Genomic DNA, 24,937 nt, shown 5'->3' on the forward strand with positions numbered 1-24,937 from the left:
CGTAGCATCATCGTGCGGGCGTGGAAGCACTACCGGTGGGACACCCGACCCCGCAGCCCTCGCATCCGATGACCTACTGGCGGACGCTCTTAGGGGGTCGATTGCCGGGCGTCCGTCGAGGAGGTGCGGACGCCGGGCAACCGAGTCGAAGTGAACGGGGCCGGCACCGCGATCCGATGTCCGCCCCGTCCGTCACATGTGCGTGAAGATCTTCTCCGCGTCGAACCGCGAGACCGGCTGGCGGGAGACCCGAGCCTCGTCGGGGTAGCCGAGCACCAGAAGCAGCGTGGTCGTGTAGTCGGTGTCGGTCAGGTCGAAGGCCGCGTCCACGGTCGTGCGGTCGAAGCCCTCCATCGGCGTCGCGTCCACCCCGAGGGATGCGGCGGCCATCATCGTGGCGCCGACGACGAGGTAGGTGTTCTTCTCAAGCCAGTGGAGCACGTCCCCGCCATAGTTCTCCGTCTGGATCTCCACGAAGTTGGAGGCGCCCGCCTCCCATCCCTTCTGGATCTCCGGATCGGCGAAGCGCCCGTCGGCGCGCTCCTTCTCGAAGATCTCCTGCAGGTGCGTGTCGGGGATGTCCTTGCGCGTCGTGAAGACGATGGCGTGCGACGCGTTGCGCACCTTCTCCGCGTTGTCCGCGAAGCGGCCGACCAGTGCGTCCGCGAGCTTGTCCTTGCCATCCTGCGTCTCCAGCACGTGGAAACGGTTCGGCTGGATGTTGATCGTCGTCGGCGAGGTGTGCAGGTAACGCAGCAGCTGCTGGAACGTCTCCTCCGGGATCCTCTTGCTCGGGTCGAAGTAGCGGGTGAGGTGCTTCGTGATCAGCTTGTCGAGATTCAACATCGTGCTTTCTGTCGTTTGAACCGGCGGGTGGAGAGGAAAGTCAGGCCGACTGGTGGTCGGCGCCGGGGACGTCGACGACGGTGTCGCTGACGTTGTTGAGGTAGTTCGTGAGCAGGGTGACGACCACGATCGTGACGATCGCCTGGATCTCCGGGTCGATATACCCGACCTCGCGGATCGCTGCGAGGTCCTCGTCGCTGACCTGGCCACGCGTCTCGATCACGTGCTGCGCGAACTTCGCGACGGCGGCGCGCTTCGGGTCGCTGGACGTGCCCGTGCGGGCGAGCTCAATCTCCTCCGCCGACATACCGCCGAGGTTCGACGAGATGAAACCGTGGAGTGCCTGGCAGTAGTGGCAGCCGTTCGACTGAGAGACCGCGAGGGCGATCGTGTGGCGCGTCTTCGCGTCCAGGAGCTTCGCGATGCTGCCCTGCAGGCCCATCACGATCTCGAGCACGGTCGGGTTCGCGGCGAGCGTGGTGAACATGCTGGGCGCGAAGCCGAACTGCTTCGCGATGGCGTCGAGGGCGCCCTGCGTCTTCGCGTCCATGTCGGCGCGCGCGGGAGCGGTCAGGCGAGACATGGTGATGAACCTCCGGGTGACTTTACTGGACGATTTCGTCCACTCGCTTGAGTGAACACCATCAAAAATGGGTTCGCAAGCCCAGTTTGTGTTATGTAGATTACATGCAGGTGAACAACGGGGCGGATGCAGCCCAGAAGCTCACTCCCAAGGGCCAGGCCACGCGCGAGCGAATACTGGAACACGCGGCCGCCGCGTGACGTTACTGGACGATTTCGTCCACTCGCTTGAGTGAACATCGTCGGGAATGGGCTCTCAAGCCCAGTTTGTGTTATGTTGATTACATGCAGGTGAACAACGGGGCGGATGCAGCCCAGAAGCTCACTCCCAAGGGCCAGGCCACGCGCGAGCGGATACTGGAGCACGCGGCGGCGTTGATCTACGGCAAAGGGGTCCACGCAACCAACAACGAGCTCGTCCGCCGCGCTGCAGGCGTGAGTGGATCGCAGCTGAGTCACTACTTCCCCACCAAGGAGAGCCTCGTCCTGGCGGTCATCGACTGGCAGGCCGACAGCGTCCTCGGCTTCCATCGCAGCGAACGGTTTGCCAGCTTCGACACCGTCGAGGCCTTCCAGGACTGGACGGACTTCTACGTCCTCTCGGGGCGTCCGTTCGAGGCCGGCTGCAGCCTCGGCTCGCTCGCGAGCGAGATCGTCAAGACCGATCTCGACGTGCAGGACCGGCTCGCGGAGGTGTTCGCGCAGTGGCGCGAGATCTTCCGCGTCGGGCTCGATCGCATGCGGCAACTCGGCCGCATCGACGCGTCCGCCGACCCCGCGCGGCTCGCCGACATGTTCCTCGCGGCGTATCAAGGTGGCATGCTCCTCGCTCAGGTCGCCCGGGACATCGGCCCCCTTCAGGACGCGCTCTCTGCGGCGGTTGACCATCTGCGGACGTTCGTGACGTCTGACGACCAGCACATGGGCTGACCCGGCGCATCCGAGCCTCGGGTGTCGGAGCGCGGAAGGAGGTCTGGCGAGCTGGTAAGACGACCACGTCGGGCGACGCGAAAGGGCGTCCGCTCTGTTAGCAGAATCGGACGGCTCGCCGACATCCAGCCTCACGAATTCATGGGCTCGATGGCGTGACGGCTGATTGCCGGCCCTGACGTAAAGGAGGTGCCGTCCTACCTGGAATGATCTGGATTGCCTAGATCGAGAATCTTCCAGAAGGGCGGCACCTGCCAGGTGAAGCGTACGACATCGACCAGGTTGCGTATGAAGGCTGCGCGTGCCAAACGATTGCGGCGTAAGCGACGCATCGAACAACGCGTCAACGCCTGGGCCCGCGGACTGACGCTGACCACCGGGGCGTCAGGGCTGATCGGTGCGGTCGGCGCCCCGTTGCTGCGGCTGCTGGCCGAACAGTCCGGGCTGCGCTAAGCCAGCCCGGCCACCCTGCGCCGAGTGCTACTCAACGCGCCAGCCCGCCTCGTGCGCCGCGCCCGTAAACGGCTGACCCGCCTCGACGACACCCACCCGCACCAGACCGACCTCATCCTCGCCTGGAACAAGATCCACGCATGGTCACCCCGCCGTAACGGCACTCCCACCCGCCCCGACCAGACGAGAGGCCCCGCCCACCCGGCCCGCGAAGGGGATACCAGGGCCGAACCCGGCCACCAGCCGGGCTGTCACCACGCCCGAACATAAGGAGGTTACGGGCCGCCTGGTTGGTCCACGGCCCGTTGGGGTTGGTGGTGATGCCGAGGATGTGCACGTAGCGGCTGTCGACCTCGATGACGAAGAACACGTACAGGCGTTGGAGGGTGAGTGTGCAGTCCACGTGGAAGAAGTCGCAGGCCAGCATGGTCGACGCCTGGGTGCGCAGGAACCGCCAGGTGGTGTGGTCGCGCGGCCGCCCTGCTTGTCGTCATCAGCTCGCCCGTTTCTACCAGTTCTGTTCGTGTCCAGGCAGTAATATCATCACTTCGGGGCGTCGATGCCGCCTCGTCGGATCGATCCTCACGGTCAGCCCGCAGGACCTGGTGACCACTGCGGTGGCGCTCGTCGTCGTCGCGGCCATCCTGCTGGCCTGCGCCCGTCCCCTGCAGCACACCGGCTTCGACCGCACCGGGGCGCAGGCGGCCGGGTTCGCCACCGGTGTCTGGGACGTCGTGCTGCTGCTCACCATCCAGCTGGTGGTCGTGACGATCGTCCCGGCCGTCGGCACGATCCTCGCCCTCGCCCTCATCGTGGCGCCGGCCGCGGCGGCGCGCCAGTGGTCCCACCGGCTGAGCGTCATCACTGCCCTGGCCGTCACGTTCGGCGCTCTCAGCGGTCTCGGCGGCTTGTACGCGTCGAGCCGGTGGAACGTCGCCGCCGGCGCGAGCATCACCCTGACCGCCACCGCGGTCCTGGCGCTGTCCACGGTCCTGTCCCGGCTGATCAAAGCCGGGATCCTGGCGGTCACCGGCTCCGTGCGGTCCAGGCATGAGCACCGCACACCTTGAGGACCTGGGGGCCACGCTGGATCGGGCGATCGTCGTGCTGCGTGGCATGGCGTACGAGCGCCGGTTGCACATCCTCGTGTTGCTGCAGAGCGGCGAGCACACGCCGGCCTCGTTGGCGGAGGCCATGTCCACGGATTCGACGGCCATTGCCCACCATCTGCGGTTCCTCAAGGACGCCCGGCTGATCCGGCGGCAGCGCCGCGGCCGGCATGTCGTTTACATGCTGCACGGGGAGGCCACCAGGCGACTCATCGGGGAAGTGCTGCGCTACGCCGAGAACTCCGCCTGTCGCACGGCGACCAGCTCCGCCACCTAGTCGAAGACGGCCGTCGACTATCCGTGGCACCTGACGTCCGTGGCCGGCCTGCTCGCCGAACTGCAGGAGGCCGGCCTGCACGGTGAGGCCGGCCCATTCGACGTGGTACGGGCCACCGTGGCCGGCTGAGCTCAAGCCGGGGTCGATGGCCGAGGGCTGCGGCCTTGCCGGTCTCAGGCAGCGATCGCGCAGCGCCAGCACCCGGTCGGCGCGGCGATGCTATGGAGATGTCAGCAGGCGCGGTCGTCAACATCCTTGAGTTGGTTGGTCTCTACGTATTCGCCACGTCCGGAGCTTTGATGGCCATCCACAAACGCTTCGACGTCGTGGGAATTGTGGTTCTGGCGATGCTGACCGCGCTCGGTGGCGGTCTCCTACGCGACCTGATCATAGGGGACTCTCCGCCGGCCGCCTTCACGAACGTGAATTATCTGGTGATCCCGCTGATCGCTGTGGGCGTGACCTTCTTCGTCTACCCCCTGCGCAGCGGCTGAACTTCACCGTGCTCGTCTTCGACGCCGCAGGACTGGGGCTGTTCTGCGTCACCGGCACCCTGAAGGCCCTCGAATTCCACCTCGGTTCGATCCAGGCGGTGTTGCTCGGGATCACCACCGCGGTCGGCGGTGGAGTGCTGCGTGACATCACCGCTCGAGAGACGCCGGCGCTGGTCCAGGTTGACACGGATCTTTACTCGATCCCGGCAGCGGCCGGTGCGGTGATCGTTGCTGGTGCACACCAGCTCGACCTGCCGATGCCCGTCATCGCCACCTGCGCGGCGGTGTTCGTGTTCCTGTTCCGCATCGTCGCCATGCTCCGTCACTGGACCGCACCACGAGCCTGGGAACGCTAGGGCTCAGCCAGGGGCTGGGTTGTGCGGCAATGCCCCATCCTGCTGCCCCCGGCGTGATACGAAGTCTGGGCAGGATTGTCCGGAGGATCGGGGGCGGTGGAGCAGGCGCGGTCGGGGTGGATTCTGCGCGGTCAGGACACTCCCCGCCGGATCTCCTACCTGGAACTCCTCTTCGACCTGGGCCTCATCGTCGCGCTCATGCGGCTGTCCGAGCGGCTGTCCGGCGACCTCGGCTGGAATCACGCGCTGGAAACATTGGTGCTGCTCGCCGCGATCTGGTGGGTCTGGACGGTCACCGCGTACACCACCGACTGGTACGACCCCAGCCTGCCGTTGGTCCAGTTGATCGTCCTCGGCGTGCTGTTCGGCGGACTGCTGATGTCGCTGGCGATCAGCAGCGCGTTCGAGGGGGTCAACGGGATCGTCTTCGCTGGGGCGTACGTGGGCCTGCACCTGTATCGCGGGTTCATCCTCATCACCGCCCTGCGGGGTCACGCGCTTCGAAAGCGGTCCATGCGGGTACTCGTCTGGTTCTGTCTGACCGGCGTGCTGTGGCTGGTCGGCGCGTTCCTGCCCAGCCCGATCCGGCTGGTGCTCTGGGCGGTGGCGATCACGACGGACTACGCGGTCGGCCTCTTCGGGTATCCACTGCCCCGGCTCGGCCGTTCAGGCCCGGAGGAACTCCGGGTGGGCGGTGAGCACCTGGCGGAACGCTACCGGCAGATGTTCATCGTCACCCTGGGTGAGATCATCCTCGTCGGAGTGCGGCTGTACGGCGACCCCCCGTTCGTGTCGCTGCAGACGGCGGGAGTGGTCCTGCTCTTCGTCATGACGGTGACGATGTGGCGGATCTACATCGTCTACGTCGCCGGCTATCTCGCTACCGGGATCGACATGGCCAACAGTCCCGGCCGGATCGCGCTGGTCGCGGCGTACGCGCATCTGGTCATGGTCGCCGGTGTGGTGTTGGTCGCCGCCGGTGGTGACATAGTCGCCAGAGACCCCGTCGGGGAGACCAGCCCCACGGAGCTGGCCATCGTGGTCGCCGGTCCGCTGGTGTTCCTCACCGGCCGCACCGTGTACGCGCTGGTGGTGTTCCGGGCGATGCTGTGGCGGCTGCCGCTCGGCGTGGTAGTCCTGTCGCTGGCGGCGCCGATGGCGGGGGGGCTGCCACCGATCCTGGTCGCCGCTGTCATGACCGTTGGAATGATGGCGGTCGCCTTCATCCCACACTGGGGGCAACCGGTGTACCGCACCCGCTGGCACATCCGTACCCGCTGGTGATCCGGCGGTTCGCGGCCGCCGCCGTGCGCATGAGGCATGAGGGACGGGCTTTCCCTCCGCACTGCGCTCAGCACAGTGTGCGGCGCCCGAGCGGATTCGTTTGTTGTGACCCAGGTCGCTCCCGGTGAACTTTCACCTGCCGGTCACGTCCGGAGCACCCGGATACCTCTCGCGTTCATCTAACGACCTCGTGCACGGTTGTAGATGCTTGAGCATCGATGATCGTGCCATGGTTGGTGCTGCGATCATGACGGATCGTCGGATGACAGGGCTGTCCCAGCAGGTGATTGAAGGCTTGGTCGCGGAGCTGGCGCCGCGGTGGCAAGCCCAGCATCGTGACCGGCTCGCTGCGCGAGCGCGTCGTCGCCGCATCGGCGCCGGCGCGAGGTACCGGTTCGGGTTCCCGGATCGGCTGGTGGCCACGCTGGTGCATCTGCGGCACGGGTTGACCCACGATGTGGTGGCGGCGTGGTTCGGGGTGCACCGCTCGACGATCACGCGCAGCGTCGCGCAGGTGCGGCCGTTGCTGGCCGAGCGTGGTTGCAGGGTGCATGACGGTGTCCGGCTACGCACCCTCGCCGACGTGGTGGCGTACCTCGGCCACCACCCTCGGGCGTTGATGGACGCGACCCGAGGTGCGGGTGCGCCGGCCGATCGCGGGCCGGGCGGGTAGGGACCGGTTCGTGTCCGGCAAGGCCCGGCTCAACACGATGAAAGCTCTCGTGATCTGCGATCCGATCGGCAGGCTGTTGTTCTGCGGCGAGACCCGTCCGGGCTCGATACACGACCTCACCCAGGCCCGGACCGCGGGGCTCGTCAACCTCCTCCTGCACGCACCGGTCGGGGTTCAGGTCCTCGCCGACGCCGGCTACCAAGGACTCGGCGCCGACACCGCCGACACCGTGATCACCCCCAGGCCCAAGCCACGTAAACGCCAGACTTCGCTGCCGCCGAGCGTCATCGCCGCGCACGCGGCAGCCCGCAAACGGCACTCCTCACAGCGCATCCGCGTCGAGCACGTCATCGGACACCTCAAGAACTGGCGGATCCTGGGCCGCTACCACGGTCGACGCGAACACCTCGACGCCACCATCCGCGCCATCGCCGGCCTGCTCTCCGACCATCAGCACACCGACCGCACCGAGAACACGACCAGGCCACTCAAAGCCGTACGAGCCACACCTCACAGTCGATGAAAAGACTTCCTTCGCCGCAGGTACGTGCCCCGGCCAATCACGCACGTGCGGGGTTCCAAAACCCTGCCACCGCAGCTGACCTGGCCGGATGTATTGCCTAGCAGCGATGCCAGCCACCATCGTTACTCATGGCCCCCCGACTGATCTACCTCGTGTTCTGCCGGATCGCCGGCTGGCTGGCTCTCCTCGCCTGCACCACCGCAGCCAAAGATGTGGAGATCTTGGTTCTCCGTCACGAGAACGCGGTCCTCCGACGGCAGAACCCCACACCGCGTCTGGACTGGGCCGACCGTGCCGTGCTCGCCGCCCTGATCAAGCTCCTGCCCCGAGCGTTGAAGGTGCACCGGCTCGTCACCCCAGCCACGGTCATGCGGTGGCACCGGCGGCTGGTCGCCCGACACTGGACCTACCCGAACCAGCCAGGACGCCCACCAATCGACCCAACTGTTGCCGCTCTAATCGTGCAGATGGCCCGGGACAACCCCGGCTGGGGCTACCAAAGAATCCAAGGTGAACTGCTCGGCCTCGGCCACCGGACCGGCGCCTCCACGATCCGCCGGATCCTCAAACGGCTTGACATACCACCAGCGCCGGTACGCCGCGACCACACCACCTGGCGACGCTTCCTCCGCACGCAGGCATCGACCAACCTTGCCTGCGACTTCTTTCAACTGGACTGCGCGCTCACCCTGAAGCGCCTGTACGTCTTCTTCGTCATCGAAGTCGGCAACCGCTACGTCCACATCCTCGGCATCACCGCCAACCCAGACGGGCCATGGACCGCCCAACAGGCCCGCAACCTACACATGGACCTCGGCGACCGCGCCGACCATTTCAAGATCCTCATCCGTGACCGGGCCGGGCAGTTCACCACCGCCTTCGACACCGTCCTGGCCGACACCGGCATCACCGTGTGCAAGATCCCACCACGCTGCCCGCGAGCCAACGCCTATGCGGAAAGGTTCGTCCTCACCGCCCGCACCGAGGTGACCGACCGCATCCTCATCTTCGGTGAACGGCACCTACGCCGAACACTCAACGAATACGCCCGTCACTACAACGGTCGGCGCCCCCACCGGGCACTGCAGCTGCAGCCCCCACGCTCCGACCATCCCGTCGTTGACCTGACCCACCAGCGGATCAAACGCCGGCCCGTCCTCGGCGGGCTGATCAACGAGTACGAACGAGCCGCGTAGAAAGCCCAGCTCAGACCAAGTGACAGGGTTTTGGAACCCGACAGGCCCACAGACGCCGGTGCCCGCGGCGGCCCACGGAAGGCACTGAGTCAGCGGCGGGGGGGCCTTGATCACCAACCAATGTGAGCGCTAACTCTAAAGTCGGCAGTGCCGTCGGGCAAGCAAAAACTTCTCGATTGACACGTTCCGGAAACATCTCTATGTTAGCGCTCAACCGGCCTGGCTGGTCGGCCGTCAGTCGTCCGCTCCGAAGCCAGACGCACGACGTGGTGACCAGGCGTGCGCTATCCGACAGGATGCGCAAGGCGACCGGAGCACACAGTGCACTTCCCGCTCATGGAGGCGACGTGGCCACCGAGTTCGGCGTCTCGGAGTTGTGGGATCCGGTGGTGCGCCGTGACCCGCACAGGTTCTACGACCGCGTGCGAGCCACTGGCAGGCCGGTCCTTCAGATCGATCCCGCAGGCAACCGGTTCTGGATGATCGCCGGACATGCCGATGTGCTGGAAGGGCTGCGTCACCCGGCGATCGGACACGAGGTTCACCGGCGTTGCCCCGGCGGTAGGCAACCCGCCCGGCACGAACTGTCGGAGGTAGCGAGGATCGAGGCCCGCCAGCTCATCAGCCTTGATCCGCCCGACCACACCCGCCTGCGAGGGCTGGTCAGCGGCGGCTTCACGGCACGGGCAGTGGCCCGGTTGGAGCCGTGGATCAGCCAACTCGCCGACCGGCTGGTCGCGCGGGCGCGCCAGCAGGGACGGATCGACGGGATCGCCGACCTTGCCGACCCGGTGCCGGTCAACGTCATCGCCGAGCTGGTCGGCATTCCGGAACCGGACCGGCCACAGTTCCGCGCCTGGTCGGCGGCGATCGTGTCGGCCAGCATCGACAGCTCGGCCGCCACGCTGGCATTCGCGGCATACCTCGACGAGCTGGCGGCCCGGCGGCGGGCCGTCCCCGCCGATGACCTGATATCGCAACTGGTGGCCCACGAGGAACAGGGCGACCGACTCGACCGGGACGAACTGCTGGCGCTGGTGCAGCTGCTGCTCATCGCCGGCCAGGAGACAACCGTCGACCTGATCAGCAACGGCATTCGACTCCTGCTCACCCATCCCGACCAATGGCAGGCACTGCGGGACGATCCGCTGCTGGCGGCAGCGGTGGTCGAGGAGACACTCCGGTTCCGGGGCCCGGTCGAGATCGTGCCACCGCGATTTGCCCTCGAGGACGTCGAGATAGCTGGTGGGCGGATCCCTGCGTTCGACCGCGTGGGATTGTCGTTGTGGGGAGCCAACCGTGACCCCACAGTGTTCGACCGGCCGCACGTGTTCGACATCCACCGCACCGACGTTCGCAAGCACATCGCCTTCGGGCACGGGATCCACTTCTGCCTCGGCGCCCACCTGGCCCGGCTGGAGAGCCGGATCATGTTCGAACGAATCGCGCAACAGCTTCCTAACCTGCGTCTCGCGGTCGATCCCGCCGTTCTTGACGGCTTTCGTCTACATCACGACGGACTGCCGCTGGAGGTTTGAAGCGGGACGCTCGGTCACGCCGTCCCGCGCACACCAGCGAACACCACCGCACAACGGGAGCTGCTGACCACGTTCATCGCGGCCGCCCGCTCGGGCGACATGACCGCGCTGGAGCGGCTCTTCGCGGCGAACGTGACCAGCCTGTCCGACGGCAACGGCGCGTTGGGCGTCGCCCGCCGGCCGCTGGCGGGAGTGGTGCGCGTGGTCAAGTTCCTGAACGCGATCACCTGGTTCTGGGACGGCCTTGACGTGGGGTGGGCGAACACGAACGGCCAGACCTCGCCGTGCTGCGGCGCGACGGCACCTTGGCCGCCGTGCTCATGGTCAGCGCCTCGACCGAGGGCATGGATCCCGTGCTGTGGATAATGAAACCCGAGAAGACCGCAGCGGTGTCCGGACTGGCCTGATCCGCCGACGTCACAAACCAGCGCGCTACCTGGTCATATAGGTGTCGACTGCGAGAGAAACAGAGGACACCGTGCGAACGATTCTGGTGGCCGGCGGCGGCTACGCCGGCTTCTACACGGCCTGGAAGCTGGAGAAGAAGCTTCGGCGGGACGAGGCACGGGTCGTCGTGGTCGATCCGCGCCCGTACATGACGTATCAGCCGTTTCTTCCCGAGGTGCTGGCCGGATCGGTCGAGGCGCGACACGCCGCGGTGTCGCTGCGCCGGCACCTACGCCGGGCCACGCTCATTTCGGGTGCGGTCGTTGCGGTAGACCATGCACACAGGACGGCTACTGTGCAGCCGGCCGAGGGTCCGGAGTTCGCGCTCGGCTACGACATCATCGTCGTCACCGCCGGCGCGGTGACCCGCAAGCTGGCCATTCCCGGCGTGGCGGAGCAGGCGATCGGCATGAAGCACGTCGAGGAGGCGGTGGCGATCCGGGATCGGCTGCTGACCGCCTTCGACCGGGCCTCGACGCTCGAGCCGGGGCCGCTGCGCCGGCGGCTGCTCACCGTGACGTTCGTGGGCGGTGGGTTCTCCGGCGTCGAGGGCTTCGGTGAGCTGCTGTCCCTGGCGACGTCGCTGATGCGGGCGTACCCCGAGCTGAACCCTGCCGAGCTGCAGTTCCACCTGGTGGAGGCCCGGGACCGGATCCTTCCCGAGGTCTCCGACGGACCCGGGCAATGGGTAGTGCGGTCGCTGGAGAAGCGCGGGGCACGCATACACCTCAATGCCCAATTGATCTCCGCGCGCGACGGTCACGTGGTGCTGTCGACCGGAGAGGAGTTCGACTCCGATCTGATCGTGTGGACCGTCGGCAACGCCGCCAATCCGATGGTGCGCAGCCACACCGATCTGCCCATCGACGGGCGCGGGATGCTGATCGTACGAGCCGACCTGCGGGTCGGCACCGAGAGCGAACCAGTGCCGGACGCCTGGGGTGCCGGCGACGACGCGGCGATTCCGGACCTTGCCGTGAGCCGACCCGGCGCCGTGACGGTGCCGAACGCCCAGCACGCCGTGCGGCAGGGAAAGCTTCTGGCGAGGAACATCGTGGCCACCCTCCGCGGGCGGAAGGCGAAGCAGTACGTGCACCACAGCCTCGGCACCGTCGCCACGCTGGGCCTCGGTCGGGGCATCTTCCAGTACCGGGGCATCGTTATCAAGGGGCTGCCGGCCTGGCTGATGCACCGGGGGTACCACGTCCTCGCCGTACCGAGCTGGGAACGGAAGACCCGGGTGCTGGCGGTTTGGCTGACCGCCGTGGTGTTCGGCCGCGACATCGTCTCGCTGGCCTCGGTGCAGGATCCCCGCCGCGCGTTCGTCACCGGCGACGACCCGGTGGAGCCACCCGCGCACCCGCCTATCCGGTGCCAGCATGTTCAATCGGCATGACGATGTCGTGCGCAGGTTCGCCGAGGCCTGCCGGCTAGGAGACATCGCCGCGCTCGGGGCGGCCCTGGACGCTGACGCGATCGCGGTGTGCGACGGCGGCGGGCTGCTGCCCGCCGCAATGAGCCCCATTCACGGCGCGGAAGACGTTGCCCAGATGGCCGCGGTCCTGCTGTCCGGGCAACCGGACGCCGAGCTGACCATCGAGGCCGTCAACGGCCGTGCCGGGCTGGCCCTGCGCCGCTCCGGCCAGGCTATCGCGGTGGTCGGCATCAAGACGGCCGACGCCAGGGTCGCCGTCCTCTGGATTGTGCTTAACCCGGCCAATCTGAGCGGCTGGCACCGCCGTTGATCGTGGTCAGGGTCGCACCGTGCAGGGCCTTCCCGTACGTCGGGTAGGAGCCGGTGACGACTAGGAGTTGCCCGGCGGCAAGGATGATCGCCACGGTGACCACGGCGAGCCAGGCCAGCCGGTCGGGCAGCAGCCGGCCCGCCGATCGGGAGCCGCGGACGGCGGCGGCGACCACGCCGGCGCCGCGCGCGGCCCGCAGCGCGTTGGCGGCGCGGGCGAACCGCAGGAAGGGTACGGCGAGGAAGATCGCCTGCCACCAGTTGCGCTTCCAGAACTCGCGGGCGCGGCGGCGGGCCAGCCAGGCACGCAGCGCGAACTCGGCGACGAAGGCCGCCCACAGCGCCCAGCTGGCGGCGGTCAGCACGCCGGTGAGTGGCTGGTCGCGGGTGACGGCTTGGCCGAGCACCAGCAGCAAGAACAGGATGCCGAGTACGCCCATCGGCTTGTCCAGCCGACGGGCGAGACCGTTGAGCCGGTCGTCCTCCTTCTCCTGCCGTGCCAGGCGCGCCCCCTCCTCGCGAGGCGCTTGGTCGGTCATGGTTCTGCCCCGGGGGTCACGCCGGTCCGAGTGCTTCGGATCGACTCGGCATGTGCAACCGGTACCCGCTGCCGTCCCCGTCATACCGCCGTGTCCGGCGGTGTGTGTCGGTGCCTTCGGGTAGGGATCGGGGAACCATGAGAGAGGATTCCCTGATGCCGAGCACCAGATGCTGATGCGGTAGATGTACCCGAAGTCGATCAACATGGACCGCGCGAAGCTGGCGGCGGCGATCGACGCCCTCAACGACTGCGCCCAGGCCTGCACCGCGTGCGCGGACGCCTGCCTCTCAGCGAGGACATGGTCGCCGAGCTGACCAAATGCGTACGGACGAACCTGGACTGCGCACCCGTCAGGGTGCCGGCACCGCTCGTGCGCTTACCGCTTGGTCTCGTGCTTGGCCATCTGGGGCCGCTCGCCCTTGCCGACCTTGCGCAGCGCGTCGCGCAGCTGCTCCTCAGTCATCTTGGAGTTGCCCTCGATGCCCGCGTCGTGGGCCTGCTGGCGAAGATCGTGCAGCCGTTCCCGGTCACTATGTCGGCCTCCCCGTGTGTGCGATGGCGCGGGCGGCTCCGCGCGCCACTGTTCCCCCGTCGCCTTCCCGGCGACGGGGGGCGCAAACGGCGTCAGCTAGCACCTCGTCCCGGGAGCTTGCCGGCGTCGCGGGTGATGACGCTGAAGTGGCCCTCGGACTCCATCCGGACCTCCTTGACGTCGTCCAGACGCTCGACGCCCTGCTCGGGCCGCCGCCTTTCGATCGGGTGTTTCCCTCTACACGAGGCGGGCATGCACCTTGTTGCCCACCTGGGGAGGGCATGAGTTCCTGCGGGGCGGCTGCCGCGCCGGGCGTTCCGTTCCGCCGGCATCACCAGGAGAGAGGCGTTGTCATGCCCGACAAGCACGAGCAGGCCGAGCAGATGCGCGACGACGTGCCGTCGACCATCGCCCGCTCCGACGACAAGGCGGTACGGACCTACAAGAAGACGCTTGAGTCGGCGGAGGAGTCCTACGGCGACGGCGAGCGCGCCCACCGCACCGCGTTCGCCTCCCTGAAGCACACCCATGAAAAGGTCGGGGACCACTGGGAGCCCAAGGAGCACAAGGGCCCATCGGACCCGCAGGCCGAGCAGGGGACGCCAGAGTCGGCGCGTGGACGGCGGGACACCGCCCAGGGGGTCGACGCGAACGCCAGCAAGGAACACCTCGACGACGTCGCACACCGGGTCGGCATCGACGACCCGGAGAACCTGAACAAGGGCGACGAGGTCGGCGCGATCGAGAAGGCCAACGCCCGGGCCACCGCGCGGGCCCGGAAGCGGTAGCGCCGAAAGATGCCGGATCAGGTGACGGTGGTTGCGGCACGGGCGACGAGCTCGGCGAAGACCGACGGGTCGTCAACGTCCACGACGGGGAAGCCGGCACCGGGCTCGCCTTCCCAGTGCATCGTGATGCCCGGGTTGTGAACCTGGTGTCCGCCGGCGAAGAACAGGTGGGGACTGCCCCGCACGTCGTCGCGGTGCCGCTGGTAGTCCCGCATCATCGTGCCCCGGGCCTGCCCGGTGTCGAGGGCGTCGGCGAGGCGACTGCTGTCGACGCTGCGGCAGCGTCGGCGATGTCAAGAATCTCGTGGCGGAGGGAGATGCACCGGCTGTCGCGGAAGAACGCCATCCGTAGCGCGAGATCGATCTCCTCGGCGGCGGCGGCAGACTGTTCCTTGGCGGGTGGACGGCCCTCGTTGGGCAGCAGGGTGGTGACCGGCCAGGTGGATGACGATGCTGCCGAGGGCGACGTCCGGTTTGGCCGATGAGCGCGGCGGCCACACGTGAGAACGGTGCCGCTTTTTAGGAGTTTGAGGAGGGTCTTGATCCTCGTACCTCCGCATGGTGGTCGCCGGAACGGGAAGGTCAGGGCCGCCAGCGGGACTGACCGAGGAGGATGCGCCATGACGGACACACGGGGCACCGGGTCTGGTAGCGCCGGGCCGACGGGCCGCGGCGGCTTCGCAGTCGTGGAGATGTTCACCTCCCAGGGCTGCAACAGTTGCCCTCCGGCCGAGGACGTGTTGTCCGAGATCGACCGCGACGCCCGGGATCGGGGCGAGCCTGTCTACGCGCTCGGGTTCCACGTCGACTACTGGGACCACCTGGGCTGGGCCGACCCGTTCGGCGCCGAGGCGCACACCCTGCGTCAGGAGGCGTACGCGCGGGCGCTCGGCTCCCGGGGGCTGTACACCCCCCAGATGATCGTCAACGGCGTCGTTGAGTTCGTCGGATCCGACCGCCGGCAGGCTTCGTCTGCGATCAGCTCCGCCCTTTCGGAGGCGGCGGATACCACGCCGCTCGCGCTGTCCTTGCAGGATGCTCCCGAGGGCACGAGCGATGGACGCCGGGTCGTGGTGGAGTACCAGGCCGGGCGACTGCCACAGCCGGCGGCGTTCAACGTGGCGGTCGTGGAACGTGGCTTGGAGAACGAGGTACCCCGAGGCGAGAACGCCGGGCGGCGGCTTCGGCAGGACGGCGTGGTGCGCGCCTTCACGTCGATTCCAATGAACGTGGAGCGCGGGCGGGTCGACCTCGAGATGCCGCCAACTCTCGATCCTCGAAAGGCCTCGGTGGTCGGCTATGTCCAGAACGACGGCGACAAGGCCATTGTCGGGGCTGCGTCCGTCGATGTGGCGGCGCGACGACGGAGGTGACCTTGCTTTCGAGAGCCCGGATGGGAGGGCGAAGCGATGGCTGACACGACTGAGATGGCGGTTCTGGCCGGCGGTTGTTTTTGGGGGATGCAGGACCTTATCCGGAAACGCCCTGGCGTGCTCGCCACCAGGGTGGGATATACGGGCGGGGATGTGCCGAACGCGACGTACTACAACCATGGTTCCCATGCCGAGGCGATCGAGATCGCCTTCGACTCTGCCGAGGTGTCCTACCGGGACATCCTTGAGTTCTTCTTCCAGGTTCACGACCCGACCACGAAGGATCGCCAGGGCAACGACGTGGGAGTCAGCTACCGGTCAGCCATCTTCTACAAGGACGACCAGCAGCGGCAGGTCGCGGAGGACACGATTGCCGACGTCGACGCGTCGGGCCTGTGGCCGGGCAAGGTGGTCACCGAAGTTAGTCCTGCCGGCCCGTTTTGGGAGGCCGAGCCGGAACACTAGGACTACCTGGAGCGGAACCCCGGCGGATACACCTGCCACTTCGTTCGGCCTGACTGGAAGCTGCCCCGCCGAGGGGGGAACGCCGCGTAGTGGCCCCGGTCGTGCGGCCGGCTTACTCCCAGGTACCAGGAGCGATGTACGTATCGGTCTTCCTCAAGTAGGGCACGGCTCGCGTCCACTCGCTGAGGATCTTGGCGAACTCGTCATCGTCAGTAGCCCAGACCACGCCCGGCTCGACGGGGCTGGAGTCCCAGAGCGACTCGACCGCCACCAAGCTGAGCTGCTCGCGGACGTCGACGTTGAGACCGCTACTACCGACCCGCACGAGGGCGTCAATTTTCACCCGTCGCGTCGCCTGGGGTTCAAGTTCAGCCGCCGTTGACGATCAGGAGAAGTGCGTCTTCGGCCGGGTGAGTCGCTCCCCGTCGATGATCAGGTCGACCTTCTCGTTGTAGAAGGCGATCAGCCCGGCGATCGGCAGGAGCGCGGCGGTGGGGAAGCTGTACGACCAGGCCAGGTCCGGGTGGACCGTGCCGTCGACGCGCACGGACCAGTAGCGGCTGGTCCGGCCCTTGTACGGGCAGGAGGTCGTCGTCTCTGACGGCACGAGGTGCCCGAAGGCCACCTCGGTCCGGTTGAGGTAGTAGCGGGTCGGCAGACCGGTCTCGAAGACCAGCACCGGCGACGCCGATTCGGCCAGTACGACCCCGTCGAGTTCCACCCGTACGCGTCGGGTGGACCGCATTGCGTCCACCCGGGCATACGGATTCCGGGGGTGCACGAAGACCTCCTCGTCCTCCTCGAACCAGCTGTCCATGGCGGCCCACTCGAACCGGACGGTGTCGGCCAACCCGGGCAGCGCGTCGTCTCCGTACCACCGAGCGGACGAAGGACGAGTCGTCTCGCCGACCCGCTGCCCATGCACCCGCCCGGTCCCACACCGGACCCGCTCCGTGCGGTGCTCGTCGAACAGGAGGCTCCGGTTCACGTCGGCGGCCGGGATGTAGTACTGGGGGTAGAAGGACCACTCCCACACGTACTGCGCCCGCTTGGTGTCCAGCACCAGTTCGCCGGCGAGGTAGGCGCGGATCCGGCGGGGCACCGGCTCAACGCGGTCGTCCGGGCCGATCGCCTTCGGATAGTCCGGCACCCTGTCCTCCAGTTCAGCAACAGCCCGGTTCGGGGGGGTATTGGCTCAACGATCGGGAGGGCTTGGGTGTCTCGCCGATTCGGTGAGGCGCCAACCTGCACGAGTTCGTACAGCGTCAGCGTCTACCCATATGGCAACGCTCGGCCGGAGGCTCACGGTCAGCGTTCACGGCCTGGGCTATCGACGCAATGCCGCTCGGGTGCCCGGGTCGTGTCCGGCTGAGCCGAATGAGCCTTCATGATGAGAGTGCGGCCTACACCTCATCGTCCTAGCCGTGGGACAGGCGCGGAGACGCACCTATAAAGGTGGCCTGGGGTTACTCCGATCGGTTCGATGGTGGTGCGGAATCGATCGACGCTCCACTTGGGGAGTTGGGCAAGTCGCGGCTACGCCGGTGGGCGAGAGCCTCGGCGGGTGGGGCGCCGGCCTGTTGGAGGTTCAGCGGCGCTGGCGACGATGGCAGCCAGGGCGGCGGCGGAAAGCGCAGGTGCTTGCCGAGGAAGATGCAGGGGTTTTGGCGGCCGGCGCGCCGGCGCAGCCACGATTCCGGGATCCGCAGCCGGCGGTGACCAGGACTCCCCGGGCGGCGGCGAGTGCCGCCCGGTCCGGTGAACCCGATGGCACCGCGTGGCGGCCCCCACCCTGCCGGCACCACCATCCGCACATCGGGCACGCTCGCGCCCACAGTCCGCTGCGCTTCATCGGCCACCCGACCTTCTTCGAGTGGGAGGGGTAGTACGGCGAGCAGCGCTATGACGGCATGGATGAGCGCTATGACCTGATGGAGCATCCCTACCGATGCCCGCCCGTTCTGCCGTCCGAGCGATCGGCGCTGCAGCCGGTGCTCGGCGCCGTTTATCAGACGTACCAGCACGCCCTGAGCCCGATGTGGCCGGCGCTCGACCGCTCGATCACCGCCCGCTACGCGCTCCAGCTGGCGTGGTGCTGGGACGACGACCACGGAGTCGTCCGCCAAGACGACGAGGCCCGCGCTGTCGTCCGCTACAGCACGCCCAACCTCGACGATCGATTCTCCGACGCCGCCTCGTGCTACTACCCCGACCTCATCGTCCTTGCCGCGATCGACACCTATCGCACCGCCCTCGGGGCCGCCCCCGATCCCGCCTGGCAAGGGATGCCGCGATGTCGCGCTCACTTCCGGACCCCTGGTGGCCCTTCCCAAACACCGCTCTGATGAGCGAACGACCATACCTGCTCAAACTCGATGACCGGGGCCGCCTGCACGCCGACGACGGACCAGCCATCCAATGGCCCGACGGTCACCAAAGTGCGGGCGCGTAAAGGGACCCTCACCGGCACACCACGCCGCGAATCGGCACCAACGGACGCATGACCCAGAAACCCGCCATGATCGTTCCTTCATCCACGAGCACCTGAGTTATCCACAGATGACGCCGCGACGCTTGATGCCGCCAGCCGCGCCCTGCTGAAGTAACCCGGAGGGACGACGCCACGTCCCATCGATCCGTTGAAGGGCTAGAGAGCAGCCATGACCAGGGGCGGGCACGGCCGAACGCGCCGCACGGATACGCCGGCGCCACTCGATTACCTCGCCGCCGTCACTGGCCTCGTCGGCGCGGCGGCCGCTGTCATCGCGGCAGTCGCCGGGCTGCTGGCGGCCGCTGGGCCGATGGTGAAGCACTGATGCCCGCGGTGGAGGCCTGGCTGCTCGGCGGGCCCGCCGATGGCCGCATCACCCCCATCGAGGTCGACGAGGACGGGTCCCTTCCGCAGGCCATTCTCCTGCTGCAGGCCGGCGCCTACCTCGGCGCACGTGAGCATCCCAGTCCGCCTGTGCAGCACCGCTATCTCCGTTGCGACGGCGAGGGCCAGGGGGACCCGCCGACATTCCGGTACGACGGGCCCCTCCCTCACGGCCAGTGACCTCATCGAGGGCGGGCAATAAGGTGAAGGGCGGCCTTCGAACGCCTACCGCCGCACGAAGGCTCAGCTTGGCGAACTCGCCACCCCACACCCACCGATGATCGAACACTTGTACGATGCCGTGGTGGAGGACGTGGCGGGACGCTGGTGGAACGGCATCTGGGGGCGCTTGGGCCGCCGGGATGTTTGGCTGACCCTTGAGGTCCAGTGGAAGGTCGTCGCCCGCGCCGGAGACAGCGAGAACGGCCGGGTGCTGCGCTGGGAGTTCGACACCGAGGCGGACGCACTGGCGATGGTCAAGCGCCTCCTGGCCGTCGACGCGGGCGGCCAGTGGCGCAAGTAGGCTGGCGACAGCGCAGCGTCTCCGCCACAGCAGGCATAGTCCTCGGCGGGGCGTCCCGCGGGACGCGCCACCGACCCGGTGGGCTGTGTCAGGAGCTGCAGGTGTTGAGCATGCTCTGCAGGGCAGACTTCTCCGACGACTGCAGGGTGAGGCTCCAGTTGTACTTCACGGTGATCCACATCTTGCTGTAGGTGCACCGGTATGACGACAGGGACGGCTGCCAGGTGGAGGGGTCCTGGTCGCCCTTGGATTGGTTGACGTTGTCCGTCACCGCGATCAGTTGCGGGCGGCTCAGGTCGTTGGCGAAGCTCTGCCGGCGGCTGGTCGTCCAGGAGTTGGCGCCGGAGCGCCACGCCTCCGCGAGGGGAACGACGTGGTCGATGTCGACGTCGGAGGCCGCCGTCCAGGTCGCGCCGTCGTACGGGCTGTACCAGCGGCCGGAGGTGGCCGCGCAGGAGCTATTGACGACGACGGAGGTGCCGTCGCGCTTGAGGACCTGCTCGCGGGTGTTGCAGCTGCCACTGATGGTGATCCAGTGCGGGAACAGGTCACGCGAGTAGCCGCTGGTTGAGCCCTGCGCCGCCACGGTCAGGGCGTTGAGCTGCGACTGGGCCGTGGCCTTCGACGGGATCCCGGGAGGTGTGGCCGACGCGGGTTGCGCGCTGACGCCGGCCAGACCGGCGCCGGCGAGGGTGGCGAGGACGACTGCGGCGGCGTGGCGCGTGACGCGAAAACGGGCTGAGACTTGGGTTACCCGCATGGGGGCCTCCTGGGCGCTGGGTGGACGGCAACCGTCTCTGACGATCATGTCCATCGAAAGGCATGTTTGGAAAGGGGTGAGGAAGCGGCGACAAAACTTCGAAGCACTTCACTGGCGTGCGGACACGAGCTGGGGGACCCAGCCGGACCTCGTCTGCCTTTCATTTCGCATACCGCCATCGACCGTTCGGCATCTTCCAGCGCCACCCCCATACGCCCCTCAACCTTGAGAGAGGAGGTGGGCGAAATTCGAGTTCGATGTCGTCGGTCGGTCCTGCGGTGACTCCAGCCCGCCGGCTTGGCGGCACCACCGAAGGGCTGCGTCCGCCGCTCACGCCGATGCTGGCCAAGGCCGTCGACGCCGTCCCTGAGGCATCGGATCTGGCCTACGAGCCGAAGTGGGACGGCTGGCGGGCGCTGGCCTTCCGCCGGCCCGACGGCGTGTACCTGCAGTCCAGAGCCGGCCGGGACGTCACCACCTACTTTCCCGACATCACCCGAGCTGTCACCGAAGCCGTCGAGCCGGGTGCCGTCCTCGACGGCGAACTGGTGGTGTGGGAAGGCGAACGAACCAACTTCGCCCACGTGCAGCGACGAGTCACCGCCGGCGGCCAGCTTCCGGACATCGCCCGACGCCACCCCGCGCACTATGTCGTCTTCGACCTGCTCAGCGCCCCACCGGGCCGACCACTATTGGACCGGCCCCTGCACGAGCGACGTGCCCTGCTCACACAGCTACTCGCCGACGCACCCGCCCAACTCACCCTGTCACCACAGACCACCGACCTCGACCAGGCCGCCGAATGGTTGACCACCTGGACAGCCGCGGGCATCGAGGGCGTCGTGATCAAACGCCTCGACGGGCGCTACGAGCCGGGCCGCCGTGGCTGGCAGAAAGTCCGGGCCTACCGCACCACCGAAGCGATCATCGGCGGCGTCACCCCCAGCACCGACAACCCCGAGACCCTCCTGCTCGGCCGCTGCGACCAGCACGGACGACTGCGCTACACCGGCCGCACCAACCCCCTACGACCGGCACAACGCGCCGAACTGGCCGCCCTGCTCACGCCCCTCGACCCGGGGGCACACCCCTGGCCGCAACCCCTCCCCGCCGCGTGGACCGGACAACTCGACCGACCCCAACCACTCCCCTACAGGCCCGTTACACCCACCATCGTCGCGGAAATAGACGTCGACACCGCCTACGAACACCACCGGTGGCGACACCACGTCCGCTACCTACGCCCCCGACTCGATCTCACCGCCGCCGACGTACCGCCCGGCTGATTGCCAGCTTTGACGGTGCCCGCACCCCGTCCGGGGCGGGACGTCAGCTGTAGCAGTCGGACCCTCCCAAGCCTGGCGTGTCTGATGATCGCGGCGCTCCGCTCGGTCATCTGACCGGGGTTGTGATGCCGGTGCTGATGGGCAAAACGCCGCACCGGCCGCGCCCTCGGCTCGGCCACCGTGATTGGCGACTCCTCCCAAACCCTGCTGTGCACGTACCTGTCGGCGATCGTGCTCGTCCGCCTCGTCCTCAACGCCTGGCTCGACTGGTCCTGGGCGAACCCGGTCGCCGCACTGATCATCGCGGGGATCGCGATCCGAAGGCTGTGAGGCGTGGCGCGGTGAGCAGTGCGCGGACTGCGTCGTACTTGCCGGCAGCGGCGAGGCCGACGGCAGCTGCGGGTGCGAGGCGGGCTGCACTGACGCGTGTTGCGAAGGGGGACGGTGACGCGATGCCGCATGACTGACGGCTCTATCTTGTCTGAAGGGGTGCGCGGTCAGGACCTACTGGAACATCCTGTGGCTCATCGATTTATGTGCCCCTGATGTCAATCGTTGACACAGTAGTCGGGTGGGTGGCGGCGATGGGGAAGTGGCGTCGCGCGGCGCATTCCCGTCGGCTGGGCGGATCAAGGCCGCGACGCATGGCGGGGTGACGCGCCCGGAGCTCTTTCTGGATCTGGTATTCGTCTACGCCTTCATCAACGTCACCCAGCTCATGTCGGAACGCCCAGCTCTGGACGCGCTGCTTCAGGGAGGGTTGGTGGTGCTGCTGCTCTGGCGCAGTTGGATCGGCTACGCCTGGGTGGGAAACCTGGTGAGGCTTGACCGGGGCAGCCTGCCGGTCACCATATTCGCGGCGGCCACCGCGATTTTGCTCGCCGCCGTCGCCATCCCGGAGGTCTTCGTTGACCAGCCGGGCGGGCTATCCGGACCCCTCGTTTTCGTCGTCGGCTTCTTGGCGGCTCGCGTCGGGTCCCTATTGATCATCTCTCGCGAGCAACGAGGCTCGGCAAAGTCGTCCGCTCCAGCCAGGCGCGCGTGGCTCCCGCTGGCCGGCAGCGCCCCACTGCTGCTGTGCGCGGTCCTGCTGCCCCACCACCTACCACCGGGCCGGAATGCGGAAGCGCTTCAACTTCTGCTCTTCGCGGTCGCGATCGTCATCGACTACGCGGGCCTGCGCGCGCCAGGTACCGGTAGTTGGCAGCTGACATCGGTGCGACACTGGGCGGAGCGACACAACCTGATCATGCTCATCGCCTTAGGCGAGACGATCATCTCGATCGGCACGAGTCGCGGCCTCACCGGCAACCATCCGATCACCTGGTCCGTGCTCGGCGGGTCGGTGCTCGGTCTTGTCGTCGTGGCGTTCCTGTGGTGGGCGTACTTCGACATCGCAGCACCCAGCGGTGAGCAGGTATTGCAGTCCACCTCACATCACGCGCGGTCCCGCCTCGCCCGCGACGCCTACTCACTTTTGCACCTGCCGATGATCGGTGGGCTCATCCTGGTCGCGTTCGGGCTCAAGAAGGCGCTGAGCGCAGGCCCGGTCGGCCACCTCGAACGGTGGGATGTGACCGACCTGGCATCTCTTTACGGTGGTGTGGTCCTGTACCTACTGGGGCTGGTGGCGTTCGAATGGCGCATCGTCCGACGGGTCGGCCGCGGTCCGGTACTCGGCCTTGTCCTCGTCGCGCTGCTGGTCGCGCCTGCCCGTCACCTGACAGCTCCGGGATCCCTCGCGCTCCTCGCTGGCGCCCTGGTCTGCGTGGTGCTCGCCCATGTGACGCTGCTGCGGCGGCGCCACCGCCAACTACACCGCGCTATCGCGGTAACGGCCGGTCAGGAGGTCGATGCCACCCCGGAGGAACTATTCCTGGATCTGGTCTTCGTGTATGCGTTCATCCAAGTCACCGTGCTGATGACCCGGCACCCTTCGATGATCGGAGTGCTCCAGGGACTAGCTGTCCTGGCGCTGCTGTGGTGGTCCTGGGTCAACTACACCTGGTTCACCACGACTATCCGCAGCGCAGGAAACCTGCTGCGGCTGGTCGTCCTCGCCGCGGTGGCCCTGATCCTGATGCTGGGCATCGCCACGCCACAGACGTTCAGCTATGTATCCGCAGGGCTGCCCGGGCCGCTGATCGTCGTCACCTCGTATGCGGCGGTGCGCCTCCTGCATCTGGTGTCGTTCTGGCTGGCGGTCCGGCGCGACACCACTTTTCGCGCCCCCGTTGTCAGGGCGGCCGGACCGACCGGGGTGGGAATAGTCCTGCTGCTCTGCGCGGTGGTGCCCGCCCAGGCCACTGGTGATCCGCTCACCCCGTTCACCACATTCTGCTGGGCCGCCGCCATTCTCATTGACGTGGGCGGCGGCTACCTCATCCGATCCCGAAACTGGTGGTTGCATTCCGTCAGTCGATGGATGGGTCGCTACAACCTGATAATCCTCATCGCGCTCGGCCAAGCGGTCATCTCCACCGGAACGGCCATCGGCAATCCGCCCATCTCGATTGCCAGCCTCGGCGCCGTCGCACTCAGCGCCGGACTGCTCTTCGCATTGTGGTGGACCTACGTGGGCACCGACGTCGTCATCGGCCAACGATTCGCCGAACTCGCCACCAGCCGCCAACGCGGCGCCCTGGCCCGAGATGCCTACGCGTACCTTCACCTGTTCCTCGTCGTCGGCCTCGTGCTGGTCGCCTTCGGGCTGCGCACGACCTTGCCGCATCCGACGCAGCATTCAGGTGCCGTGGTGATGATGGGGCAGGCCACACTGGTGTGCGGAATCATTGTCTACCTACTCGCCGATCACCTCATATGGCGGCGCGCCCGCCGCCCAGTGGGTCGCCGGCGGGCAGTGAGTCTGGTAGTCGCCGCGCTGTCGCCGGTGACGATACTAATGCCAATATTGTGGGCGTTGGTCGCGCTCACATTGGCGCTGCTCGCCGCTCACGTGCTCGGGCGTTCGGTCACCCCGCCACTGGACACGGTACTCAGCGACAGGCCATGACGTGGCATGCGAGACAGGCCCCGTCCCAGGGCCCCGGCAAAGTCGTCAGGTGATGCCGAGTAGGGCCAGTGGTCGGTTGCTGTCGCGGGCGTGGTGGCGGGTGGCGGCGGCGATGTTGGTGACGCCGGCGGTGCGTAGTGCTCCGATGGCGGCGTTGCGTAGGGCGGCCATGACCTGGGGTCCGGTGCCGGTGCGGATCTGGGATCGGTCTTCGTCGTAGGTGACGTCTCGTACCCGTGCGCCGTGAGGCGCTGCTGTTTCGAGTGGAGGTGGGAGACCTTCACCGCTGACCCTGTCGCAGCAGGGCGGTGGAGCTGAGGGCAGCCTGA

At 67.6% G+C, this 24,937-nt stretch carries 31 protein-coding genes and 3 pseudogenes; 24 read left to right on the forward strand and 10 right to left on the reverse strand.

What is annotated here, in order from left to right; translation table 11 throughout:
* Positions 1-192: 192 nt before the first annotated feature.
* On the reverse strand, positions 193-846 hold the full coding sequence (locus ACFYPS_RS34950) for a nitroreductase family protein (RefSeq protein ID WP_354968546.1): 654 nt from the start codon (positions 844-846) through the stop codon (positions 193-195).
* Positions 847-886: 40 nt separating this feature from the next.
* The gene (locus ACFYPS_RS34955) at positions 887-1,429 is read right to left on the reverse strand and encodes a carboxymuconolactone decarboxylase family protein (protein ID WP_354968545.1); all 543 of its coding nucleotides are present in this window, start codon (positions 1,427-1,429) and stop codon (positions 887-889) included.
* A 284-nt stretch (positions 1,430-1,713) separates the two neighbouring features.
* On the opposite strand from ACFYPS_RS34955, the gene ACFYPS_RS34960 reads away from it, so the two are divergent.
* Complete coding sequence (locus ACFYPS_RS34960; RefSeq protein ID WP_354968544.1) at positions 1,714-2,358, forward strand: TetR family transcriptional regulator C-terminal domain-containing protein; 645 nt, start codon at positions 1,714-1,716, stop codon at positions 2,356-2,358.
* Positions 2,359-2,646: 288 nt separating this feature from the next.
* Positions 2,647-2,811, forward strand: a complete 165-nt coding sequence (locus ACFYPS_RS34965; RefSeq protein WP_354968543.1) for a hypothetical protein — start codon at positions 2,647-2,649, stop codon at positions 2,809-2,811.
* 265 nt (positions 2,812-3,076) lie between these two features.
* On the opposite strand, the pseudogene ACFYPS_RS34970 reads toward ACFYPS_RS34965, so the two are convergent.
* Positions 3,077-3,283, reverse strand: a pseudogene (locus ACFYPS_RS34970) (transposase); the annotation flags it as partial.
* Here ACFYPS_RS34970 and ACFYPS_RS34975 point away from each other — a divergent pair.
* From ACFYPS_RS34975 to ACFYPS_RS35015, 9 genes are all read left to right on the forward strand, one after another.
* Positions 3,237-3,881: a metal ABC transporter permease gene (locus ACFYPS_RS34975; protein WP_387330492.1), complete on the forward strand. Its 645-nt coding sequence runs from the start codon at positions 3,237-3,239 to the stop codon at positions 3,879-3,881. The pseudogene ACFYPS_RS34970 and the gene ACFYPS_RS34975 overlap by 47 nt on opposite strands.
* Complete coding sequence (locus ACFYPS_RS34980) at positions 3,862-4,197, forward strand: metalloregulator ArsR/SmtB family transcription factor (RefSeq protein ID WP_387330495.1); 336 nt, start codon at positions 3,862-3,864, stop codon at positions 4,195-4,197. Before ACFYPS_RS34975 ends, ACFYPS_RS34980 begins: the two co-directional genes overlap by 20 nt.
* 227 nt (positions 4,198-4,424) lie before the next feature.
* The gene (locus ACFYPS_RS34985) at positions 4,425-4,691 is read left to right on the forward strand and encodes a trimeric intracellular cation channel family protein (protein WP_387330498.1); all 267 of its coding nucleotides are present in this window, start codon (positions 4,425-4,427) and stop codon (positions 4,689-4,691) included.
* A gap of 8 nt (positions 4,692-4,699) precedes the next feature.
* Complete coding sequence (locus ACFYPS_RS34990; protein WP_387330501.1) at positions 4,700-5,047, forward strand: trimeric intracellular cation channel family protein; 348 nt, start codon at positions 4,700-4,702, stop codon at positions 5,045-5,047.
* Positions 5,048-5,143: 96 nt separating this feature from the next.
* The gene (locus ACFYPS_RS34995) at positions 5,144-6,331 is read left to right on the forward strand and encodes a low temperature requirement protein A (RefSeq protein ID WP_387330504.1); all 1,188 of its coding nucleotides are present in this window, start codon (positions 5,144-5,146) and stop codon (positions 6,329-6,331) included.
* Positions 6,332-6,455: 124 nt separating this feature from the next.
* On the forward strand, positions 6,456-7,004 hold the full coding sequence (locus ACFYPS_RS35000; protein WP_387330505.1) for a transposase family protein: 549 nt from the start codon (positions 6,456-6,458) through the stop codon (positions 7,002-7,004).
* Positions 7,005-7,014: 10 nt separating this feature from the next.
* Positions 7,015-7,527, forward strand: a complete 513-nt coding sequence (locus ACFYPS_RS35005; protein ID WP_387330508.1) for a transposase family protein — start codon at positions 7,015-7,017, stop codon at positions 7,525-7,527.
* Between the two features lie 128 nt (positions 7,528-7,655).
* Positions 7,656-8,723, forward strand: coding sequence for an integrase core domain-containing protein (locus ACFYPS_RS35010; protein WP_387330511.1), 1,068 nt, complete (start codon positions 7,656-7,658; stop codon positions 8,721-8,723).
* Positions 8,724-8,899: 176 nt separating this feature from the next.
* Positions 8,900-10,261: a cytochrome P450 gene (locus tag ACFYPS_RS35015; RefSeq protein WP_387330514.1), complete on the forward strand. Its 1,362-nt coding sequence runs from the start codon at positions 8,900-8,902 to the stop codon at positions 10,259-10,261.
* Between the two features lie 14 nt (positions 10,262-10,275).
* Here the strand turns inward: ACFYPS_RS35015 and ACFYPS_RS35020 are convergent, their stop codons facing one another.
* Positions 10,276-10,470 (reverse strand): hypothetical protein, encoded by a 195-nt coding sequence (locus ACFYPS_RS35020; protein WP_387330517.1) that lies wholly within the window; start codon positions 10,468-10,470, stop codon positions 10,276-10,278.
* Between the two features lie 45 nt (positions 10,471-10,515).
* On the opposite strand from ACFYPS_RS35020, the gene ACFYPS_RS35025 reads away from it, so the two are divergent.
* From ACFYPS_RS35025 to ACFYPS_RS35035, 3 genes are all read left to right on the forward strand, one after another.
* Positions 10,516-10,668 (forward strand): hypothetical protein, encoded by a 153-nt coding sequence (locus ACFYPS_RS35025; RefSeq protein WP_387330520.1) that lies wholly within the window; start codon positions 10,516-10,518, stop codon positions 10,666-10,668.
* Between the two features lie 71 nt (positions 10,669-10,739).
* Positions 10,740-12,104 carry an NAD(P)/FAD-dependent oxidoreductase gene (locus tag ACFYPS_RS35030; protein WP_387330523.1) on the forward strand — a complete coding sequence of 455 codons (1,365 nt, stop codon included), beginning with the start codon at positions 10,740-10,742 and terminating at the stop codon, positions 12,102-12,104.
* 7 nt (positions 12,105-12,111) lie between these two features.
* On the forward strand, positions 12,112-12,453 hold the full coding sequence (locus tag ACFYPS_RS35035; protein ID WP_387330525.1) for a siderophore-interacting protein: 342 nt from the start codon (positions 12,112-12,114) through the stop codon (positions 12,451-12,453).
* On the opposite strand, the gene ACFYPS_RS35040 is transcribed toward ACFYPS_RS35035, so the two are convergent.
* Positions 12,416-12,991, reverse strand: coding sequence for a hypothetical protein (locus ACFYPS_RS35040; protein WP_387330528.1), 576 nt, complete (start codon positions 12,989-12,991; stop codon positions 12,416-12,418). The genes ACFYPS_RS35035 and ACFYPS_RS35040 overlap by 38 nt on opposite strands.
* A gap of 887 nt (positions 12,992-13,878) precedes the next feature.
* On the opposite strand from ACFYPS_RS35040, the gene ACFYPS_RS35045 reads away from it, so the two are divergent.
* Entirely contained in the window at positions 13,879-14,313 is a 435-nt protein-coding gene (locus tag ACFYPS_RS35045) for a ChaB family protein (protein WP_354968372.1), read from the forward strand.
* Positions 14,314-14,330: 17 nt separating this feature from the next.
* Here ACFYPS_RS35045 and ACFYPS_RS35050 read toward each other — a convergent pair whose 3' ends face one another.
* Positions 14,331-14,528 (reverse strand): hypothetical protein, encoded by a 198-nt coding sequence (locus tag ACFYPS_RS35050; protein ID WP_354968371.1) that lies wholly within the window; start codon positions 14,526-14,528, stop codon positions 14,331-14,333.
* A gap of 477 nt (positions 14,529-15,005) precedes the next feature.
* On the opposite strand from ACFYPS_RS35050, the gene ACFYPS_RS35055 reads away from it, so the two are divergent.
* The gene (locus ACFYPS_RS35055) at positions 15,006-15,686 is read left to right on the forward strand and encodes a DUF1223 domain-containing protein (protein ID WP_387330556.1); all 681 of its coding nucleotides are present in this window, start codon (positions 15,006-15,008) and stop codon (positions 15,684-15,686) included.
* A gap of 36 nt (positions 15,687-15,722) precedes the next feature.
* A pseudogene (gene msrA, locus ACFYPS_RS35060) lies at positions 15,723-16,241 on the forward strand (peptide-methionine (S)-S-oxide reductase MsrA).
* A gap of 22 nt (positions 16,242-16,263) precedes the next feature.
* On the opposite strand, the gene ACFYPS_RS35065 reads toward msrA, so the two are convergent.
* Together ACFYPS_RS35065 and ACFYPS_RS35070 are read right to left on the reverse strand one after the other, a co-directional pair.
* Entirely contained in the window at positions 16,264-16,494 is a 231-nt protein-coding gene (locus tag ACFYPS_RS35065) for a hypothetical protein (RefSeq protein ID WP_387330531.1), read from the reverse strand.
* Between the two features lie 42 nt (positions 16,495-16,536).
* On the reverse strand, positions 16,537-17,301 hold the full coding sequence (locus tag ACFYPS_RS35070; protein WP_387330533.1) for a DUF427 domain-containing protein: 765 nt from the start codon (positions 17,299-17,301) through the stop codon (positions 16,537-16,539).
* Between the two features lie 760 nt (positions 17,302-18,061).
* Here ACFYPS_RS35070 and ACFYPS_RS35075 point away from each other — a divergent pair.
* From ACFYPS_RS35075 to ACFYPS_RS35090, 4 genes are all read left to right on the forward strand, one after another.
* Positions 18,062-18,496 carry a hypothetical protein gene (locus ACFYPS_RS35075; protein ID WP_387330536.1) on the forward strand — a complete coding sequence of 145 codons (435 nt, stop codon included), beginning with the start codon at positions 18,062-18,064 and terminating at the stop codon, positions 18,494-18,496.
* Complete coding sequence (locus ACFYPS_RS35080) at positions 18,445-18,603, forward strand: DUF6745 domain-containing protein (RefSeq protein WP_387330539.1); 159 nt, start codon at positions 18,445-18,447, stop codon at positions 18,601-18,603. The genes ACFYPS_RS35075 and ACFYPS_RS35080 overlap by 52 nt, the downstream gene beginning before the upstream one ends.
* A 363-nt stretch (positions 18,604-18,966) precedes the next feature.
* On the forward strand, positions 18,967-19,206 hold the full coding sequence (locus ACFYPS_RS35085; protein WP_354968367.1) for a hypothetical protein: 240 nt from the start codon (positions 18,967-18,969) through the stop codon (positions 19,204-19,206).
* A 124-nt stretch (positions 19,207-19,330) separates the two neighbouring features.
* Positions 19,331-19,549 carry a hypothetical protein gene (locus ACFYPS_RS35090; RefSeq protein ID WP_387330542.1) on the forward strand — a complete coding sequence of 73 codons (219 nt, stop codon included), beginning with the start codon at positions 19,331-19,333 and terminating at the stop codon, positions 19,547-19,549.
* A gap of 88 nt (positions 19,550-19,637) precedes the next feature.
* Here the strand turns inward: ACFYPS_RS35090 and ACFYPS_RS35095 are convergent, their stop codons facing one another.
* Positions 19,638-20,309 carry a DUF1524 domain-containing protein gene (locus ACFYPS_RS35095; protein ID WP_387330545.1) on the reverse strand — a complete coding sequence of 224 codons (672 nt, stop codon included), beginning with the start codon at positions 20,307-20,309 and terminating at the stop codon, positions 19,638-19,640.
* Positions 20,310-20,587: 278 nt separating this feature from the next.
* Here ACFYPS_RS35095 and ACFYPS_RS35100 point away from each other — a divergent pair, with 278 nt between their 5' ends.
* The 3 genes and pseudogenes from ACFYPS_RS35100 (at position 20,588) to ACFYPS_RS35110 (ending at position 24,608) form a co-directional block, all read left to right on the forward strand.
* Positions 20,588-21,595 carry an ATP-dependent DNA ligase gene (locus ACFYPS_RS35100; RefSeq protein WP_387330548.1) on the forward strand — a complete coding sequence of 336 codons (1,008 nt, stop codon included), beginning with the start codon at positions 20,588-20,590 and terminating at the stop codon, positions 21,593-21,595.
* Between the two features lie 119 nt (positions 21,596-21,714).
* Positions 21,715-22,043, forward strand: a pseudogene (locus ACFYPS_RS35105) (hypothetical protein); the annotation flags it as partial.
* Between the two features lie 123 nt (positions 22,044-22,166).
* Positions 22,167-24,608 (forward strand): low temperature requirement protein A, encoded by a 2,442-nt coding sequence (locus tag ACFYPS_RS35110; protein WP_387330551.1) that lies wholly within the window; start codon positions 22,167-22,169, stop codon positions 24,606-24,608.
* A 45-nt stretch (positions 24,609-24,653) separates the two neighbouring features.
* Here the strand turns inward: ACFYPS_RS35110 and ACFYPS_RS35115 are convergent, their stop codons facing one another.
* Positions 24,654-24,779 (reverse strand): hypothetical protein, encoded by a 126-nt coding sequence (locus tag ACFYPS_RS35115; protein ID WP_387330554.1) that lies wholly within the window; start codon positions 24,777-24,779, stop codon positions 24,654-24,656.
* Positions 24,780-24,937 lie beyond the last annotated feature (158 nt).

The sequence above is a fragment of the Micromonospora sp. NPDC005087 genome (assembly GCF_042872965.1).
Taxonomy (GTDB): domain Bacteria; phylum Actinomycetota; class Actinomycetes; order Mycobacteriales; family Micromonosporaceae; genus Micromonospora.